13 protein-coding genes are annotated in these 17,110 nt (G+C 71.8%); 6 read left to right on the top strand and 7 right to left on the bottom strand.

Annotation, left to right across the window (positions count from 1 at the left end; all coding sequences use genetic code 11):
• The first annotated feature begins 70 nt into the window (after positions 1–70).
• Both aspS and cutA read left to right on the top strand, forming a co-directional pair.
• Entirely contained in the window at positions 71–1,867 is a 1,797-nt protein-coding gene (aspS, locus tag OG349_RS17600; protein WP_327235519.1) for an aspartate--tRNA ligase, read from the top strand.
• Between the two features lie 124 nt (positions 1,868–1,991).
• A complete protein-coding gene (cutA, locus tag OG349_RS17595; RefSeq protein WP_327235518.1) occupies positions 1,992–2,375 on the top strand; it encodes a divalent-cation tolerance protein CutA in 384 nt (127 codons plus the stop codon).
• An 11-nt stretch (positions 2,376–2,386) separates the two neighbouring features.
• Here cutA and OG349_RS17590 read toward each other — a convergent pair whose 3' ends face one another.
• Positions 2,387–2,839: a DUF5707 domain-containing protein gene (locus tag OG349_RS17590; RefSeq protein ID WP_327235517.1), complete on the bottom strand. Its 453-nt coding sequence runs from the start codon at positions 2,837–2,839 to the stop codon at positions 2,387–2,389.
• 330 nt (positions 2,840–3,169) lie between these two features.
• Between OG349_RS17590 and OG349_RS17585 the strand changes: the two genes are divergently transcribed.
• Entirely contained in the window at positions 3,170–3,979 is an 810-nt protein-coding gene (locus OG349_RS17585; protein WP_327235516.1) for a L,D-transpeptidase family protein, read from the top strand.
• Positions 3,980–4,179: 200 nt separating this feature from the next.
• Here OG349_RS17585 and metG read toward each other — a convergent pair whose 3' ends face one another.
• Positions 4,180–5,784, bottom strand: coding sequence for a methionine--tRNA ligase (gene metG / locus OG349_RS17580; RefSeq protein WP_327235515.1), 1,605 nt, complete (start codon positions 5,782–5,784; stop codon positions 4,180–4,182).
• Between the two features lie 168 nt (positions 5,785–5,952).
• Complete coding sequence (locus OG349_RS17575; RefSeq protein ID WP_327235514.1) at positions 5,953–8,109, bottom strand: VWA domain-containing protein; 2,157 nt, start codon at positions 8,107–8,109, stop codon at positions 5,953–5,955.
• 444 nt (positions 8,110–8,553) lie between these two features.
• On the opposite strand from OG349_RS17575, the gene OG349_RS17570 reads away from it, so the two are divergent.
• Positions 8,554–10,629 (top strand): PhoX family protein, encoded by a 2,076-nt coding sequence (locus tag OG349_RS17570; protein ID WP_327235513.1) that lies wholly within the window; start codon positions 8,554–8,556, stop codon positions 10,627–10,629.
• An 88-nt stretch (positions 10,630–10,717) separates the two neighbouring features.
• Here OG349_RS17570 and OG349_RS17565 read toward each other — a convergent pair whose 3' ends face one another.
• Entirely contained in the window at positions 10,718–11,731 is a 1,014-nt protein-coding gene (locus OG349_RS17565) for a hypothetical protein (RefSeq protein ID WP_327235512.1), read from the bottom strand.
• Positions 11,732–11,751: 20 nt separating this feature from the next.
• Complete coding sequence (locus OG349_RS17560; RefSeq protein WP_327235511.1) at positions 11,752–13,242, bottom strand: APC family permease; 1,491 nt, start codon at positions 13,240–13,242, stop codon at positions 11,752–11,754.
• Positions 13,243–13,493: 251 nt separating this feature from the next.
• On the opposite strand from OG349_RS17560, the gene OG349_RS17555 reads away from it, so the two are divergent.
• Both OG349_RS17555 and OG349_RS17550 read left to right on the top strand, forming a co-directional pair.
• Positions 13,494–13,919, top strand: coding sequence for an RNA-binding S4 domain-containing protein (locus tag OG349_RS17555; RefSeq protein WP_327235510.1), 426 nt, complete (start codon positions 13,494–13,496; stop codon positions 13,917–13,919).
• 347 nt (positions 13,920–14,266) lie between these two features.
• A complete protein-coding gene (locus OG349_RS17550) occupies positions 14,267–14,701 on the top strand; it encodes an ATP-binding protein (protein WP_327235509.1) in 435 nt (144 codons plus the stop codon).
• Here the strand turns inward: OG349_RS17550 and OG349_RS17545 are convergent.
• Together OG349_RS17545 and OG349_RS17540 are read right to left on the bottom strand one after the other, a co-directional pair.
• Positions 14,694–16,781, bottom strand: a complete 2,088-nt coding sequence (locus OG349_RS17545) for an FUSC family protein (protein ID WP_327235508.1) — start codon at positions 16,779–16,781, stop codon at positions 14,694–14,696. The two genes, OG349_RS17550 and OG349_RS17545, sit on opposite strands and share 8 nt — an antisense overlap.
• A gap of 51 nt (positions 16,782–16,832) precedes the next feature.
• Complete coding sequence (locus OG349_RS17540) at positions 16,833–17,093, bottom strand: DUF2630 family protein (protein WP_327235507.1); 261 nt, start codon at positions 17,091–17,093, stop codon at positions 16,833–16,835.
• Between the last annotated feature and the right edge of the window lie 17 nt (positions 17,094–17,110).

Here is a 17,110-nt window from a genome sequence, read left to right as displayed (position 1 = left end):
GTTATGGCGGTCACACACCAGCGCTGTCAAACCACCATGACCCCGAGTTGCGAAGACTGGATGAAAGACGATGCATCGGTACAGGTCCCACACCTGCGGCGAGCTCCGCGCCTCTGACGTCGGCACCGACGTCCGGCTGAGCGGCTGGCTGCACAATCGCCGAGACCTGGGCGGCATCCTCTTCATCGATCTGAGGGATCACTACGGTCTCGTCCAGCTCGTCGCCCGTCCCGGCACCGCCGCGAACGAGGAGCTGTCCAAGCTCACGAAGGAGACCGTCGTCCGCATCGACGGTACGGTCTCGGCGCGCGGCGCGGAGAACGTGAACCCGGACCTCGCGACCGGCGAGATCGAGATCGAGGTCTCGGAGGTCGAGATCCTGGGCGCGGCGGGCCCGCTGCCCTTCACGATCAACACCGAGGACGGCGTCAACGAGGAGCGGCGCCTGGAGTACCGCTTCCTCGACCTGCGCCGCGAGCGCATGCACCGCAACATCATGCTGCGTACGGCGGTCATCTCCGCCATCCGCCACAAGATGACCGCGCTCGGCTTCAACGAGATGGCCACGCCGATCCTCACCGCGGCCTCCCCCGAGGGCGCCCGCGACTTCGTCGTGCCCTCCCGGCTGAACCCCGGCAAGTTCTACGCGCTGCCGCAGGCGCCGCAGCAGTTCAAGCAGCTGCTGATGGTCTCCGGCTTCGACCGCTACTTCCAGATCGCGCCCTGCTTCCGCGACGAGGACGCCCGCGCGGACCGCTCGCCGGGCGAGTTCTACCAGCTCGACGTCGAGATGAGCTTCGTCGAGCAGGAGGACGTCTTCCAGCCGATCGAGAAGCTCATGACCGAGCTGTTCACCGAGTTCGGCGAGGGCCGCGAGGTCACCTCGCCCTTCCCGCGGATCCCTTTCCGCGAGTCGATGGTCAAGTACGGCAACGACAAGCCCGACCTGCGCGCCAAGCTCGAACTGAGCGACATCTCGGACGTCTTCGAGGACTCCGACTTCAAGGCGTTCGCCGGCAAGCACGTGCGCGCCCTGCCGGTGCCGGACACGGCCGGCCAGTCGCGGAAGTTCTTCGACGGCCTCGGCGACTACGCCGTGGGCCTGGGCGCCAAGGGCCTGGCCTGGGTGCGGGTCGGCGAGGACGGCGCGCTGAGCGGCCCGATCGCCAAGTTCCTCACCGAGGACAACGTCAAGGTCCTCACCGAGCGCCTCTCCCTCGCCCCCGGCCACGCGATCTTCTTCGGCGCGGGTGAGTCCGGCGAGGTCTCCAAGATCATGAGCGCGGTCCGGGTCGAGGCCGCCAAGCGCGCCGGGCACTTCGAGGAGGGCGTCTTCCGGTTCTGCTGGGTCGTCGACTTCCCGATGTACGAGAAGGACGAGGAGACCGGGAAGATCGACTTCTCGCACAACCCGTTCTCGATGCCCCAGGGCGGCCTGTCCGACCTGGAGACGAAGGACCCGCTGGACATCCTGGCGTGGCAGTACGACATCGTCTGCAACGGCATCGAACTGTCGTCCGGCGCGATCCGTAACCACGAGCCCGAGCTGATGATCAAGGCCTTCGAGATCGCCGGCTACGACCGCGACACCGTCGAGCACGAGTTCGCGGGCATGCTCCGCGCGTTCCGCCTCGGCGCCCCGCCGCACGGCGGCATCGCCCCCGGCATCGACCGCATCGTGATGCTGCTCGCGGACGAGCCGAACATCCGCGAGACGATCGCCTTCCCGCTCAACGGCAACGCCCAGGACCTGATGATGGGCGCGCCGACGGAACTGGACGAGTCGCGGCTGCGGGAACTGAACGTGGCGCTGCGGAAGCCGGTGGCGAAGTCGGAGCCGAAGCCCGTCGTCAAGCCCGCCGAGTAGCGGCGGCCGGTACGGCTCCGACGCTCTTCCGGTCACATCGGCCCCCGGAACCACCAGGTTCCGGGGGCCGACCCCTGTCCCGGGCCGGGCAGAATCGGTGTCGGACCGAACCAGGGAGGCAGACATGGCCACGGACCCCGTGCCCGTCACCGAGACGCCGATCGTCACCGAGACGCCGATCGTCACCGACACGGTGATCGCGCAGACGACGATCGACGACGAGACCCGGGCGCAGGCGTTGGCGCGGGGCGCGGTCGAGAACAGGCTGGCGGCCTGCGCCCACATCGACGCGCCCTTGACCGCCTACTACCGGTGGCAGAACGAGATCGAGACCGCGAGGGAGTGGCGCATCTCGTACAAGACGACGACCGCCCGGCTCGCGGAGCTGGAGGCGTGGGTGGCGGAGAGCCACCCGTACGACCTCCCCGAGTGGATCACGATCCCCCTGACCGGCGGCTCGGCGGCGTACCGGGCCTGGATCACCCAGGAGACGACCGAGCCCGGATAGCGGACGCGTGGTCATGCCACGGTGAAGTCGGCCGCCTTGTCGTTCAGGGTTGTTGTGCCGTTCCTGGCGTGGACCAGAACGGCGACGTGCCAGGTGCCGCGCGGGGACTCCGCCGCGTCGGCGCCGGTGACGGCGGTGGTGTAGGTGCAGCGCAGGGTGTCCTCGCCCGAGGGCTCGCAGACGGCCGATTCGACGGCTGCCATGTCCTTGGCGGTCAGCCCGTCCTTCGCGAAGGAGGACTTCGCCGGCCAGGCCAGGACCTTCACGTCCTTGACGCCGGAGGGCGAGGTCACGTCGGTGGTGAAGGTCAGGGAACCGTCGCGCCCGCCGTCGGGCGCCGCGTAGCGGGCCGTGCTGTGCGTCAGGGAGAGAGGCTGCTCCCCGGTCTGCGAGAGCGCGAAGGCCCCTGCGCCTCCGACCACGACGACGGCGGCGGCCAGCGACAGGATGATGCGACGGGACATGAGGGGTTCTCCATGGTCGTTTCGGCGGGATCCGGTCGGCGCTCTTGGCTGCGCCGCTGCACCGATCCTCGCCGCGCCGGGCGCGCCGGGCATGAGCACTCCCACTCAGGCCGGCCTGAGTAGGGGCGGCAACCCGACACCGGGGCCCGGCGGTGGGGCGGTTCTCAGGTGGTCACATTTTTGATGTCTATGGTGACTTTATGTATGGATGATGTGGAGTGAGGTGAGATAGTTCTGTACGTGCCGTTTTGTGCGCAGCTGTGATCGTGCGGGCTCAACCGCTCGGCTGACGCACCGTCTGTGTTCGCTGCTGCTTCCCCGGAAGGCGAAATGAGACCCCGCTCCCGTTCGACGCATCCGGCGCGCCTCGTCGGCGTGCTGCTGGCCACCGGACTGCTGCTCACCGGGTGCGCGGCGCCCGATCCCGACCGGGGCGACGCCGACTCGCGCGGGAAGGGGCCGGTGGAGGCCGTGGCGGCCGGCGGTCCCCCCGCCCAGCGGGCCGCCGCCGAGCACCGGGGCGCCGACGTGCTCCGTACCGACGCGCCGGCGGAGATTCCCGGCCTCGGCCCGAAGACCCGTGCCGGCCTCCCGGAGGACAGCAACCAGGCCGTCGTGGCCATCGGCCGCTCCCGGAACTCCAACCGCTCGACCGTCCTCGTCTACGAGCGGGACCCGGTGGCGGGCTGGCAGGTCGTGTCGGGCCCGTGGCCCGCCCACAACGGGCTGCGGGGCTGGACCGACGACCACGACGCGGGCGACCGGCGCTCGCCGATCGGGGTGTTCGGCCTCACGGACGCGGGCGGCGAGCTGCGCGACCCGGGGTCGAGACTCCCGTACGACCGCTCCTCCGACTACGCGATCTCCGGCACCGGCTTCGAGGACGAGCCGCTGGAGGGGTCCTTCGACTATGTCGTCGCCATCAACTACAACCGCCGCCCCGGCCACACCCCCCGCCACCTGGGCCGCCCCCTGGGCGAGGAGAAGGGCGGCGGCATCTGGATCCATGTGGACCACGGCGGGCCGACGCAGGGCTGTGTCTCGCTGGCGCGCCCCCGGATGAAGGAACTGCTGCGGACGCTGGACCCGGGGAAGCGGCCGGTGGTGGTGATGGGGGACAAGGTTTCGCTGGCGCACTGACCGGGCCTGGCGCCGGGGGCCGTCCCGCGCCGCGAACGGCGGCAGGCCCGGAACCGCCGGGGTTCCGGGCCTGCCACTACGGTTCTGCCGCGGTACGGAGGGCCTGCGCGACGGTTCCGTACCGCCACGGGCACGGACCGCCGGGGGTACGACCGCCAGGACTGCGCGACGGTCGTACCCCCTGCCTGCGCGCGCCGCGCCTACGCGGGCTTCTCCTCCAGGCGGGGGAAGAGCACCGCGCCCTTCGTCACCGTCGTACCGACCGCGAGGCGGCCCCAGTCCGCCGCCTCCTGGACCCGCTGGTCCGCGAGCGCGCCCAGCGACTCGGCGGCGCCGAGCGAGTCCCACAGCTTCTGCGAGGTGTCGGGCATGACCGGGTTGAGCAGGACGGCGACCCCGCGCAGGGCCTCGGCGGCCGTGTACAGGATCGTCGCGAGGCGGGCCTGGCCGGCCTCGGACGTGTCCTTGGCGACCTTCCAGGGCTCCTGCTCGGTCAGATAGCCGTTGACCTGCTTGACGAAGTCGAAGACCGCCGCGATCCCGCCCGCGAAGTCCAGCTCCTCACCGATCTTGCGGTCCGCCTCGGCGAGGGCCTTCGCCAGCCCGTCCCGTACGGCCTGCTCGGCGTCGCCCGGCGCCGTGGCCTCCGGCAGCTTGCCGCCGAAGTACTTGCCGACCATCGCGGCGACGCGCGACGCGAGGTTGCCGTAGTCGTTCGCCAGTTCGGAGGTGTAGCGGGCGCTGAAGTCCTCCCAGGAGAACGACCCGTCCTGGCCGAAGGCGATGGCCCGCAGGAAGTACCAGCGGTAGGCGTCCACGCCGAAGTGCGAGGTGAGGTCCTGCGGCTTGATGCCGGTCAGGTTCGACTTGGACATCTTCTCGCCGCCGACCAGCAGCCAGCCGTTGGCGGCCACCTTGCCCGGTACGGGCAGGCCCTGCGCCATCAGCATCGCGGGCCAGATGATCGCGTGGAAGCGGAGGATGTCCTTGCCGACGAGGTGCACGTCGGCGGGGAAGGTGGTGTCGAACTTCTCCTGGTTGGCGCCGTAGCCGACGGCCGTCGCGTAGTTGAGCAGCGCGTCGATCCACACGTAGATGACGTGCTTCTCGTCCCACGGCACCGGGACGCCCCAGTCGAAGGTCGAGCGGGAGATGGAGAGGTCCTGGAGGCCCTGCTTGACGAAGTTCACGACCTCGTTGCGGGCGGACTCGGGCTGGATGAAGCCGGGGTTGGCCTCGTAGTGCGCGAGGAGCTTGGGGCCCCAGGCGCTGAGCTTGAAGAAGTAGTTCTCCTCCTTGAGGATCTCCACCGGTGTCTTGTGGATCGCGCACAGCTTGACGCCGTCGGGGTCCTCGATCAGTTCACCGGGGAGCTTGTACTCCTCGCAGCCCACGCAGTACGGGCCTTCGTAGCCGCCCTTGTAGATCTCGTCCTTGTCGTACAGGTCCTGCACGAACTCCCGTACCCGGTCCGTGTGCCGCTTCTCCGTCGTACGGATGAAGTCGTCGTTCGCGATGTTCAGGTGCTCCCAGAGGGGTTTCCAGGACTCCTCGACGAGCTTGTCGCACCAGGCCTGCGGGGTGACGCCGTTCGCTTCCGCGGTGCGCATGATCTTCTGACCGTGCTCGTCCGTGCCGGTGAGGTACCACACCTTCTCGCCGCGCTGGCGGTGCCAGCGGGTGAGCACGTCCCCTGCGACGGTCGTGTAGGCGTGGCCCAGGTGAGGAGCGTCGTTGACGTAGTAAATGGGGGTGGTGACGTAATACGCCTTCCCACCCTGCTCTTCGGATCCAGTGGCCGCCATGGTCGAAATGGTATAGGGCCGGTGGTGGTGGCTTCACATCCATAAAGTGGACCGCCCATAGAGTGGCCCCCCATAGGCCCCCCATAGGCCCCCATAAAGCGGACCGCCGCCGGTCGCGCGTGGGGACGCGGGGCCGGCGGCGTTTCGCTTGTGCGTGCTCGGTCTCGCTTACGGCTTCGCGGGCTTCCAGCCGGCGAGGAGGTCGCGGTAGAGGTCGGCGTCGGGGACCTCGCGGGGGGTGGGGCCCGCGTGCGTGAACCCGACGTTGCCGAGTCCCAGCTTGCGGAGGAAGTCGAACGCCTTGGAGTCGTGCTCCCCGAAGGCCACGAAGGCCCAGTGCAGGGGCTTGCCCGCGGCGTCCACGAGGGCCTGGCGGGCGGGCTGCTTGGCGTCGGGGGCGCCGTCGGTCTGGAAGACGACGAGCGCGGGGTCCGTCGCGCCGGACTTCTCGTAGTGCGCGACGACCTCTTCGACGGCGCGGTGGTAGCTGGTGCGGCCGAGGCGGCCGAGGCGCGCGTGGGTCGCGTCGACGACGTTCTCGTAGGAGGAGAGGGAGAGGTCGGCGGTGCCGTCGATGTCGGTGGAGAAGAAGACGGTGTGGACGGTGGTGTTCCCGTCCCCGAGGTGGGCGGCGAGGGCGAGGGCCTGCTCGCCGAGGTGCTGGGCGCTGCCGTCCTTGTAGAAGGGCCGCATGGACCCGGAACGGTCGAGAACGAGATACACGACGGCGCGGGCCCCTTCGAGCCCGTGGGTACGGAGGGCCTCGCCGGCGGCGGAGTGGTGGGCGAGGAGCGCTGCGGGCAGGGTGCCCGCCGTGCCCGCCGTGCCCGCGAGGGCGACGGGCGCCGGGGCGATGTCCGCCGGGGCGGACGTTTCGGCGGCGGTGTCGTCGTTGTTCAGGGCGATGGGCTCGGTCGCGACCGGTGTCGTGTCGGCCTCGGTGGTGTCGGTCGTGGCGACCGGCTCGACCGGGGCGTTCGCGTCGGTCGTCGGTACGACGGTCTCGGCGGCGGTGTCGTCGTGGTTCAGGGCGATCGGCTCGGTGGCGACCGGGGTGGTGTCCACTGGGAGGGGCTCGGTCACGGCGACCGGCTCGACGGCGTGGTCCGCGTCGGCCGCCGGTTCGTCAGCGGCCCCGGCCACGGGGGTTGTTGCGGCCGTAGTCGCCGTCTCGGTCTCGGCGGCGAGGTCGTCGTCGTTCAGAGCGATCGGTTCGGTCGCGACCGGCTCGGTCGTGGTGGCGTCGGCCGCCCCCTCGACCGTCTGGTCGTCGGTGCCCAAAGCGGCCGGCTCGGTCGCGACCGGCGTGGTGTCGGCCTCGGGCGTCGGTACGACCGCCTCGGCGGCGGTGTCGTCACTGTCCAGCGCGATCGGGTCGGTCGCGACCGGCGTGGTGTCCGGCGTCGCCAGGACCGCCCCGGCCTCGCCGGGGTTCTCGTCGCCCTGCGGGGCGGTGGCCTCGGGGGCGTCGTCCGCGTCTGCGGCGGCTGCGCGGGTGTTCTCGGCGGGCGCCGCCTCGGCGGCGTGGTCGTCGCTGTCCAGCGCGACCGGGTCCGTCGCGACCGGTGCGGTGTCCGTGGTGCTCTCCGTCGCGACGGGCTCGCGGGCGGACACCGGCTCGGCGGCGGTGTCGGCGTCCATGTCGGCCGCCGATTCGTCAGCGGCCCCGGCCACGGGGGTCGTCGCGGCCGCAGGTGCCGTCTCGGCCTCGGCGGCGAGGTCGTCGTTGTCGAGGGCGATCGGGTCGGTCGCGACCGGCTCGGTCGTGGTGACGGCGCCTGCGCCGGCGCTCTCGGCAGGTGCCGCTTCTGCCGTGAGGTTGTCGCTGTCCAGCGCGACCGGCTCCGTCGCGAGCGGCGTCGCCTCGGCGACCGGCTCGGGCGTGGCGGCGGGTGCCGCCTCCGGCTCCGTCCCCACCGTCGGCTCCGAGGGCCCCGTCGACTTCTGGGTCGGGAGTGTCGGGGTCGGCTGGGGCTCCTGGGGGCGGGTCGCCTGGGGTGGGACCGTGGGGTCCGGCTTCGGGGGGCGGGGGTTGTCGAACGCCGCCGCCACCAGTTCCGCCGCCGCATCCTCCGGCGACGGCGTCTTTCGCGCGGGCGCGGGCGCGGGCACCGTCGTCGCCTGGCTCGCCGGCGGGGACGACGCCGAGGCCGAGGCCGACGCCGTCGCCGACGCCCTCACCGGTTCCGGCGTCGACACCGGCTCCGGCGTGGACACCGCTTCCGTACGGTCGGCCTGGGGCGGGACGGACGCTGCCGACGACTCGGGACGCTCCTCCGCACGGTCGCGTCCGAACACTTTGCGCAGCAAGCTCCGAATGCCCATGGGCGAGGCCTTTCAGATGAGTTGGGTGCGTGCCCGCCCCCGGGAAAGCGGCATCCCTGGCCAGGGCGGATACGTAAGGTTAGCGGCCGTCCCCGGCGATCTTCGGCAGGGTCGGACCGGGCGTCGGACCCGGCATCCGATCGGGTGAGCGATCAGCGGCCAGAGGTGTGCGCGGTCAGCGTCAGCGTCAACGTACCTCCCGGCTACGACAACCCCACCATCAACACCGTCAACACGTGGTACAGCCATGGGTCTGCCATGACCATCCGTCCGCCCCGCGTTCATCCCGCCTTCACCCCCGCGCCGCCACCGTGGTGGCCGCCGCACCTAGCGTCACCGCCGGGACATCCCGACACCTTGTCGGATTGTCAGGGCGAGGACCTGCCCGGCGACCTGCCCGGCGACGCGACGACGTGCGAGTTCACGCACCATCGGAGGGGTAAAGTGCGCAAATTTCTGCCGCTGATCAGTTCATCGTCACACCCGGGTGGGCGCTCCGCCCTCACCTGCAAGTACCGCTGCGGCGACGCCTGTTTCCACGAGGTCCCGAACAAGACCGACAACGAGTACCTCGGCGACGTCATCGCCGGTGCGCTGTCGAGACGTTCCCTCGTGCGCGCCGCCGGCATCGTGACCGTCGCCGCCGCCACCGGCACCGCCCTCGCCGTCGGCACCGGTGACACCCCGGCCTCCGCCGCCGCGGCCACCGGCGGCCACGGTCACGGCGACAGCGGACACGGCAACACCCCCGACGGCGCCCGCGGCCTCCGCTTCACCCCCGTCGCGCCCAACCTCGCCGACCAGGTCACCGTCCCCGCCGGCTACAGCCAGCACGTCGTCATCCGCTGGGGCGAGCCCATCCTGCGCGGCGCCCCCGCCTTCGACCCGGACAAGCAGACGGCCAAGGCGCAGGCGGGCCAGTTCGGTTACAACAACGACTTCCTGAGCCTCCTCCCGCTCAAGAGCGAGCGCGGCCGCCAGGTACTCGTGGCCAACCACGAGTACACCGACGAGATCCTGATGTTCAAGGGCTACAGCGCCGCCGCGCCCACCCGCGAGCAGGTCGAGATCGCCTGGGCCGCGCACGGCCTGTCCGTCGTCGTGGTCGAGGAGGACCGCGGGAGCGGCAAGCTCACCGCTGTCACCCGCCACCAGCTCAACCGCCGCCTCACCGCCACCAGCGAGTTCCGCCTCACCGGACCGGCCGCCGGCGGCGAGCTGCTCCGTACCTCCGCCGACCGTACGGGCACCAAGGTCCTCGGCACGCTCAACAACTGCGCCGGCGGCACCACCCCGTGGGGCACCACGCTGCACGGCGAGGAGAACTTCAACCAGTACTTCGCCAACGCCTCCAGCACCACCGACCTGCGCTACGGCATCGGCACGGGCGCCACCGAGCGCAAGTGGGAGCTGTTCGACAAGCGCTTCGACGTCAAGCAGGAGCCCAACGAGGTCCACCGCTTCGGCTGGGTCGTGGAGCTGGACCCGTACGACCCGGAGTCCACGCCCCGCAAGCGCACCGCGCTCGGCCGCTTCAAGCACGAGGCCGCGCAGCCGCGCCTGACGGCCGACGGCCGCCCCGTCGTCTACATGGGTGACGACGAACGCTTTGACTACTTCTACAAGTTCGTCTCCTCCAAGCGGATGCGCAAGGGCGGCAGCCGCGCCGACCACGCGTACAACCTCACGCTCCTGGACGAGGGCACGCTGTACGTCGCCAAGCTCACCGGCGACTCCCCGGCGGGGGAGTTCGACGGTACGGGCAAGCTCCCGGCGGACGGCGAGTTCGACGGCTCCGGCGTGTGGATCCCCCTCGCCACCGGCGACGTCTCGCACGTCCCCGGCATGACCGCCGAGGAGGTGTACGTCTTCACCCGCCTCGCGGGCGACAAGGTCGGCGCCACCAAGATGGACCGCCCCGAGGACGTCGAGCCCTCGCCGCGCACCGGCCGCGTCTACATCGCGCTGACGAACAACACCGACCGCGGCAAGGCGGGCAAGGCGGGCCCCGACGAGGCCAACCCCCGCAACGCCAACAAGCACGGCCAGATCCTCGAACTGGCCGAGAACTGGGACGACCCGGCGGGCGACGGCTTCGCCTGGCGGCTCTTCCTGGTCGCGGGCGACCCGAAGGACCCGGCGACGTACTTCGCGGGCTTCCCCAAGGACAAGGTCAGCCCGATCTCCTGCCCCGACAACGTCGCCTTCGACCCGCACGGCAACCTGTGGATCTCCACGGACGGCAACGCGCTCGGCACGCACGACGGCCTGTTCGGCGTGGCGACGCAGGGCGAACGGCGCGGTGAGCTGAAGCAGTTCCTGACCATGCCGAACGGCGCGGAGACGTGCGGTCCGATCATCCAGGACCGCCGCGTCCTGGTCGCCGTCCAGCACCCGGGGGAGCTCGACGGCGCGAGCGTCGAGAAGCCCGCGAGCGCGTGGCCGGACGGACCCGGCAGGATCGTCCGTCCGTCGGTGGTCGCGGTGTGGCGCAAGGACGGCCGGGACATCGGCGTCTGACCGGCCCGACCCGCCTGACCCACCCCGGGGTGGCGCCGACTCGGACCGGCGCCACCCCGGTCGTACGCGAGCCATGTCAGCGCGTACGTCAGCCCTCCAGCCGCGCCGCCCTGAACGCCGTGAACTGTTCCGCCGCGTCCCCCGTGTACGACCACGGCACCCGCGCCGCCCGCGCGCCCAGCAGCTCGAACAGCGCCCGCGCCTCGCCGTCCAGCCCCGCGTAACAGGCCGCGTGCGTCAGGTAGTTCAGCTCCCCCACCTCCTCCGGTACGACAGGACCCGCCGCCCGCCCGCCGATCCAGCGCTCGAACGTCCTGCGCACCTCGGTCACCGCCAGCTCGTGGTGCCAGTGCTGCCCGAAGTCCCGTACGGGCCGCCGCCCCCGCGCGCCCTCCGCGACATGCCGGAACTCCTCCACCCGCGCGATCTGCACCAGCACCGACAGCGAGGACCCCGGCGGCGCCGCGCCCGCCGCGTCGCGGGCGAAGTCGTACATCCGGCCGTGCGTGCCGTGCCACCGCGCGGAGAAGTACCGCAGCAGCTGCACGTGCCCTTCCATGTTGTACGGGTCGCGCCGCCGCATCTCGTCCCACCAGCGCCGCAGCTCGCTCTGGGTGATCCCGCCCTCGTACAGCCGGGCGACCGTCAGCAGCGAGACCCACGGCATCGGGTCGGCGGGGCTGGCGTCGGCCGCGTCCAGGCAGGTCAGGACCGCGCCGTCGAGCCGCGCCTGGTCGATGCCGATGCCGCGCCCGGCCGCGATCGCCTGGTTGAAGACCCGTACGACCTCGGTCGCCGCCCGCAGCACCGCCGCGTCCGGACTGTCCGGTTCCGCCGCCCGCCAGGACTCCACGGCCGAGCTGCCCGCCGCCGCGTGGGACAGGATGCGCTGGCGGTGCGTCCGGCGCGGCCAGTCGGTGCCGGTGGCGCGCAGGAGGTCACGTACCCCCTGCCAGCGGCCGATGACGATGTCCTGGCGCGCCTCGGTGAGCGGCAGGTCGCCGAAGTCCGGGTCGAAGTCGGGCGCGCTCTGCTTCCCGGGCGTGCGGCCCTTCCCCGGCGTGCGGCCCTTGCCGGGGGCGCGGTGACGGTGCTCCGCCATGGCTGCGGTCCCTGTCCCCGTCAGAAGTCGGTCGACAGGGACTCGCCGGACCGGTCGGACCGGTCGGGGCGGCCGGCGGCGGAGTCGGCGTACGGCTCGTGATGGTGGTCGTCGGGCACCCGCGCGGCGTCCAGTTTCGCGGGGCGGTAGTACGGACTGCCCTTGCGCCAGTACCAGATCATGGGTGCCAGGCCGACGGCCAGACCGCCGATCCCGATGGTGATCGCGGTCGTGGTCAGCTCGCTCAGCGACTCGAAGAAGATCCAGAACATGAAGAGCGCGCCGAGCAGCGGCCAGAGCACCCCGAAGAAGAAGTCGCCGAGGGAGCGGAACATCACCTTGCGGTACGCGACGACGGCCGCGATGCCGGCCAGGCCGTAGTAGACGGCGATCTGGAGGGAGATGGCGGTGACGGCGTCGGAGAGGATCTCGGTGACCGAGCCGAGCGCGCTCGCCGCCGCGAGCAGGGCGAACGCCACGATCCCGACGGCGGTGATGGCGACCCAGGGGGTGTTCCACGTGCGGTGGACCCGGCCGAGCGCGGACGGCATCGTACGGTCCCGGCCCATCGCGAACAGCGACCGGGTGACCTGGATGAGGGTGGTCTCCAGCGTTGCGACGGTGGACAGCATCACGGCCACGATCAGCAGCTTGCCGCCGACGCCGGGCCAGATGGCCTCGCCGAGGATGCCGAGGACGTTGGCGCTGCCCGCCATGATCTGGTCCTCGGTGAGGATGACGTTGACGGCGATCGTGAACGCCTCGAAGAGGAGGAAGACGATGCCGATGCCGACGAGGGCGGCGAGCCCGGCGGTCCTGCGGCTGTTGCGGGTCTCCTCGCTGAGGTTGCTGGTGACGTCCCAGCCCCAGTAGTAGAAGGCGGCGACGAGGGCGCCCGAGGCGAAGCCGGACGGCCCGTCGAAGTGGCTGAACCCCAGCCAGGACCAGTCGAAGGCGACGGCGGCGCCGTGGTGGGCGAGGGCGGCCAGCACGAACATCAGGAGCAGGGCCAGCTCCACGCCGGACAGCAGGAGCTGCGCCCGTACGGTGAGCCGGGCGCCGCCCAGTACCACCAGCAGCATGATCAGGAACCAGCCGCCGCCGACCAGCAGCGCGAGCCCGGTGTTGTTGGCGAGGTCGGTGTCGAAGAGCGCCAGGGTCATCGCGCCGGCGGGCAGCGATCCGGCGACCATGAAGATCGTGGCGGAGACGACGAGCGCCCAGCCGGAGAGGAAGCCGAGCGCGGGGTGGAGGGTGCGGCCGACCCAGGAGTACGCGGCTCCGGCGTTCGCGTCGAGCCGGCCGAGGCGGCCGTACGCGAGCACGATGCCGAGCATGGGTATCGCGCAGTAGAGGAGCGCGGCGGGCGCGGCGAGTCCGACGGAGGCGACGAGGACGGCGGTGGTGGCGGCGAGGGAGTAGGCGGGCGCGCTGCCCGCGACCGCCATGACGATGGTGTCGAACGTACCGAGGACATTGGGCTGGAGCCCTCTGCCGGAGTTGCTGCGCATGGCGTTCACTGCTTCCGGAAGTGCGTCGTGCCGCGGTGGGAGGGCCCCGTGTCCTGCGCGTCCTTCTCTGGCACGACATGTGTCGGCATGTCAGAAACAGATCTTTTTCTGCGGGTCGGTCCGGCCGCGAAAATGGAAGATCGAGCGCATAGTAGCCGCGAGTGCGCGGTGAGGTGCCACGGATGCGTTGCGGACTTGTTGCGGTGTCCGGAGTCGCCCGGGGGGCGGCGGGGTCTCGATACGCTGGAGGCATGGCTTCTTCGGCTGAGGTACCGGACGGGACGGCGTCCGTCGGCGTGGGCGTCGGCGTCGGCGTCGGCTCGGCGCGGGCGGACACCTGGATCTGGTCGGTACGGCTCACCAAGACCCGCTCCCAGGCCGCGGCGGCGTGCCGGGCGGGGCATGTCCGCGTGAACGGCGAGCGGGTCAAGCCGGCGCATGCGGTTCGGGTGGGCGACGAGGTGCGTCTGCGGCACGCGGGGCGTGACCGGGTGGTGGTCGTCTCGCGCGTCGTCCGCAAGCGGGTGGGGCCGCTGGTGGCGGTGGAGTGCTTCGTGGACAACAGTCCGCCGCCGCCTCCGAAGGAGTTCGTGGCGCCGGTCGCTGCGCGGGACCGGGGGGCGGGCCGCCCGACAAAGCGCGAACGCCGCGATATGGACCGCCTCCAGGGGCACTGACGGCTGCGCCGCGCACGAATGGCCCCCGCGGGTGTTGCCCGCTGCCGGTCACTGTTGTCCTCAAACGCCGGACGGGCTTAGTGGTGCCGGCCGGGCTTGAGGAAGCCTCGGTCTCGCCCGCGTATGTGCCAACAGCCCGCAGCGGCAAAATCCAAGCCGGTCCGGCGTTTGAGGACAACGGTGACCTGCACGGAGCGCGGCCCGCAGCCGCAAATCAAGCCCGTCCGGCGATTGAGGACAACAGTGACCCGCGGGTCACCACCCCCGCACCGCACCCCACCGCATAACCCTTCGTCACCCTTGTTGTACGGAAAGTAAAACGGGCCGCCGAAGGGAAGGTCCCTTCCATGAACCTCGACGGCGACCCCCGCCCCCGCTACGACCGCTCCGTGACGTTTCGCTTCCCCCGCCACCCCCGCAGCGTCCCCCGCGCCAGGGACGCGCTCCGGAGGTGTACGGGGCTGACCGGCGACACCGCCGCCGTCGCCGCGCTGCTGCTCTCCGAGCTCGTCACCAACGCCCTGCGCCACGGCAGCCCGCCGGGACGGCAGATCGCCGTCACCCTCCACCGCGCCGAGGGGCTGCTCAGGCTGGAGGTCGAGGACGCCGGCGACCGCCTGCCCCTGCCCCGTACCGCCGAACCCGACCTGGACGACGAGTGCGGCAGAGGCCTCGCCCTCGTCGCCGCGCTCGCCGACGACTGGGGGGTGACTCCACGGCGCGGTCCCGGCAAGTGCGTCTGGGTGTCGCTGAAGGTGTCGGGCGACACGGGCCTCACATGAGTGAGGTCCCCCGCCCCGGCGACGCGATCGCCTTCGCCGCCCCTACCTCCTGCCGCAGCCCCGCCAGCACGCTCTCCTCCCCGTCCCCGGCCGGCTCCCCCCGTACCTCCACCAGCACCTCGCTCGACCGCAGGCGCTCCGCCATGTCCGTCAACTGGTCCGCGATATCCGCCGCCTCCGCCAGGGCGGGCGCCCGGGCGCCGTACGAGACGCGCACCCGCGCCGCCGTCGTCGCGTCGACGATCCGTTCCGTCGCCACGACCAGCGGCCACCAGGCCGCCGCGCGCCTGCCGATGGGCGGCGGTTCGGTCAGCGCGCGCTGGAATTCGGTCCGTACGGTCGACAGGTCCCGGTAGATGCGGCGCCGCGCCCGCTCCACCTCCGCCTGGTCGGCGGTCTTCCCCGTCGCGTCGGGCATCCCGAACGCGCGCCTCACGTAGTCCGCCGTCTCCTCCACCGCGTCCGCCAGCCGGTGGCCGAGGCGGGTGTGCCAGCTCTCCGGCCAGAGCAGATAGCCCGCGACCAGCACGATCGCGCACCCGATCAGGCTGTCCACCAGCCGTGGCGCCACGAGGTCGAAGCCCTGGCGGTTGAGGACGTCGGAGATCAGCAGGATCACCGGCGTGATGGCCGCCGTCTGGAACGCGTACCCCTTCGCCGACACCGCCGGGATCAGCGGCGCGAGCAGCGCGACGACCAGCACGTCCCACCAGCCGATCGGTACCTCCGCCAGCACCACCCCCGCCACGACCAGTCCCACCGCCGTACCCAGCGCGCGCAGCACCGCGCGCGAGAAGACCGAACCGAAGTCCGGCTTCAGGACGAAGGTGACGGTCAGCGCCACCCAGTAGGACCGCTGTACGGGGATCACCGCCACCAGCGTCTGCGCCAGGCCGACGCAGAGCGCGAGGCGCAGCCCGTACCGCCAGGACGCCTCGGAGAACAGCACGTTGCGCGTCGTGCGGCGGACGCGGACGGGGAGGGCCGCCGGGCGGCCGAGCCGGTCGTCCATGGTGGCGGGGTTGCGGGGATCGCCGTCCGCCTCGTGCACCACCGCCGCGACGTGCCGCAGCGCGGTGTCGACGGCGCGGTCCGACGCCGTCCTAGGAGGCGGCAGGTTCAGCACCCCTTCGCCCGTACGGCCTTCGGCGACCAGGTCCGCCAGGTGCCGTACGGCCCCGGTCACCTCGGGCGGCGGCGTACGGCCCCGGAGGTGCGCGGCCTCGACCAGCGGGATGATCACGTTGAGCTGCGCGAGCAGCCGTACGAGCGGTCCGCGCCAGCCGTGGTCGCCGGCGCGGCGGGCGAGCAGGAGGTCGTACGCCTGGTTCAGGGCGAGGGTCACGGCCCGGCGGCGGCCGTCGAACTCCGGGTCGGGCGCGGCGGAGGCCTCCAGCAGATCGGCGGTGGCACGGTACGTCCCCGCCACCGCCGCCCGCTCCGGTACGCCGACCCGGAACGGCCAGGCCAGCAGCGAGAGGAAGAGGACGAACAGGCCGCCGAGCACGATCAGCAGCGGCGGCTTCCACCACGGCGCGGGCAGGTCAAGACCGGCCCCGACGACGGCGTTGAGCAGGAGCAGCAGCCCGGCGAACGACGCCACCGCGCCGATGGACGAGATCATGCCGGACACGAGCGCGACGAGGGCGAGGACACCGACGGCGGTCCACTCCTGTCCGAAGACGAGCGAGCCGAGCGTGACGCCGACCGCGCCGAAGAACTGCGGGACCGCCACGTGGAGGATCCGCATCCGGTACGCCTCGGCGGTGTCGGAGAGGACACCGTTCAGGGCGCCGAGCGCGACGAGCGCCCCGTCCGCGCGGTGGTCGGTGCCGAAGCCGACCGCGAGGGGGGCGGCGAGGGCGACGGAGGCGCGGGCGACGGCGGGCCAGCGGACGGGGGCGGGCTGGGGGCGGAGGTTGTCGAGCAGCCAGGCGGGCGGGGAGAGCCGCGCCGCGGCGGCGGCGGCCCTGCGCCGCGCGACGGCACCGGGGTGGCGGGACGGTCGCCTCGGCGAGGGCCGGGACGGGTGCCCGGACGACGGCCGGGACGGGTGCCGGGACTTCGGGTTCTCTCCCATGGCGGTCAGCTTCGCCTATCGCCGTCCCGAGCAGGACACTCCCGGCACCCCCTACCCCTGGTACCCCTCCACCTCGCTCGCCGGGCGCACCGCCGCGTCGTCCGGGTTCTCGCCGTACTGCGACTTGGCGCGGCGCTGGCGCAGCAGGTCCCAGCACTGGTCGAGCTGGACCTCGACCGCGCGGAGCCGCTCGCGGTCCTCGGCGCCGAGGCCGAGGTGGTCGGTCGAGCGGTCGCGCAGCGCGCGCTCCTCCGCGACCAGGTCGTTGATGTTCTGGAAGATCTGGTTGTCGCTGCTCTGCGGGGTGCTCATGATGTCGATCCTCGCAA

The organism is Streptomyces sp. NBC_01317 (genome assembly GCF_035961655.1).
Lineage (GTDB): Bacteria > Actinomycetota > Actinomycetes > Streptomycetales > Streptomycetaceae > Streptomyces.
The sequence above is the reverse complement of the archived record's forward strand: the minus strand, read 5'-3'. Positions and strand labels throughout refer to the sequence as shown.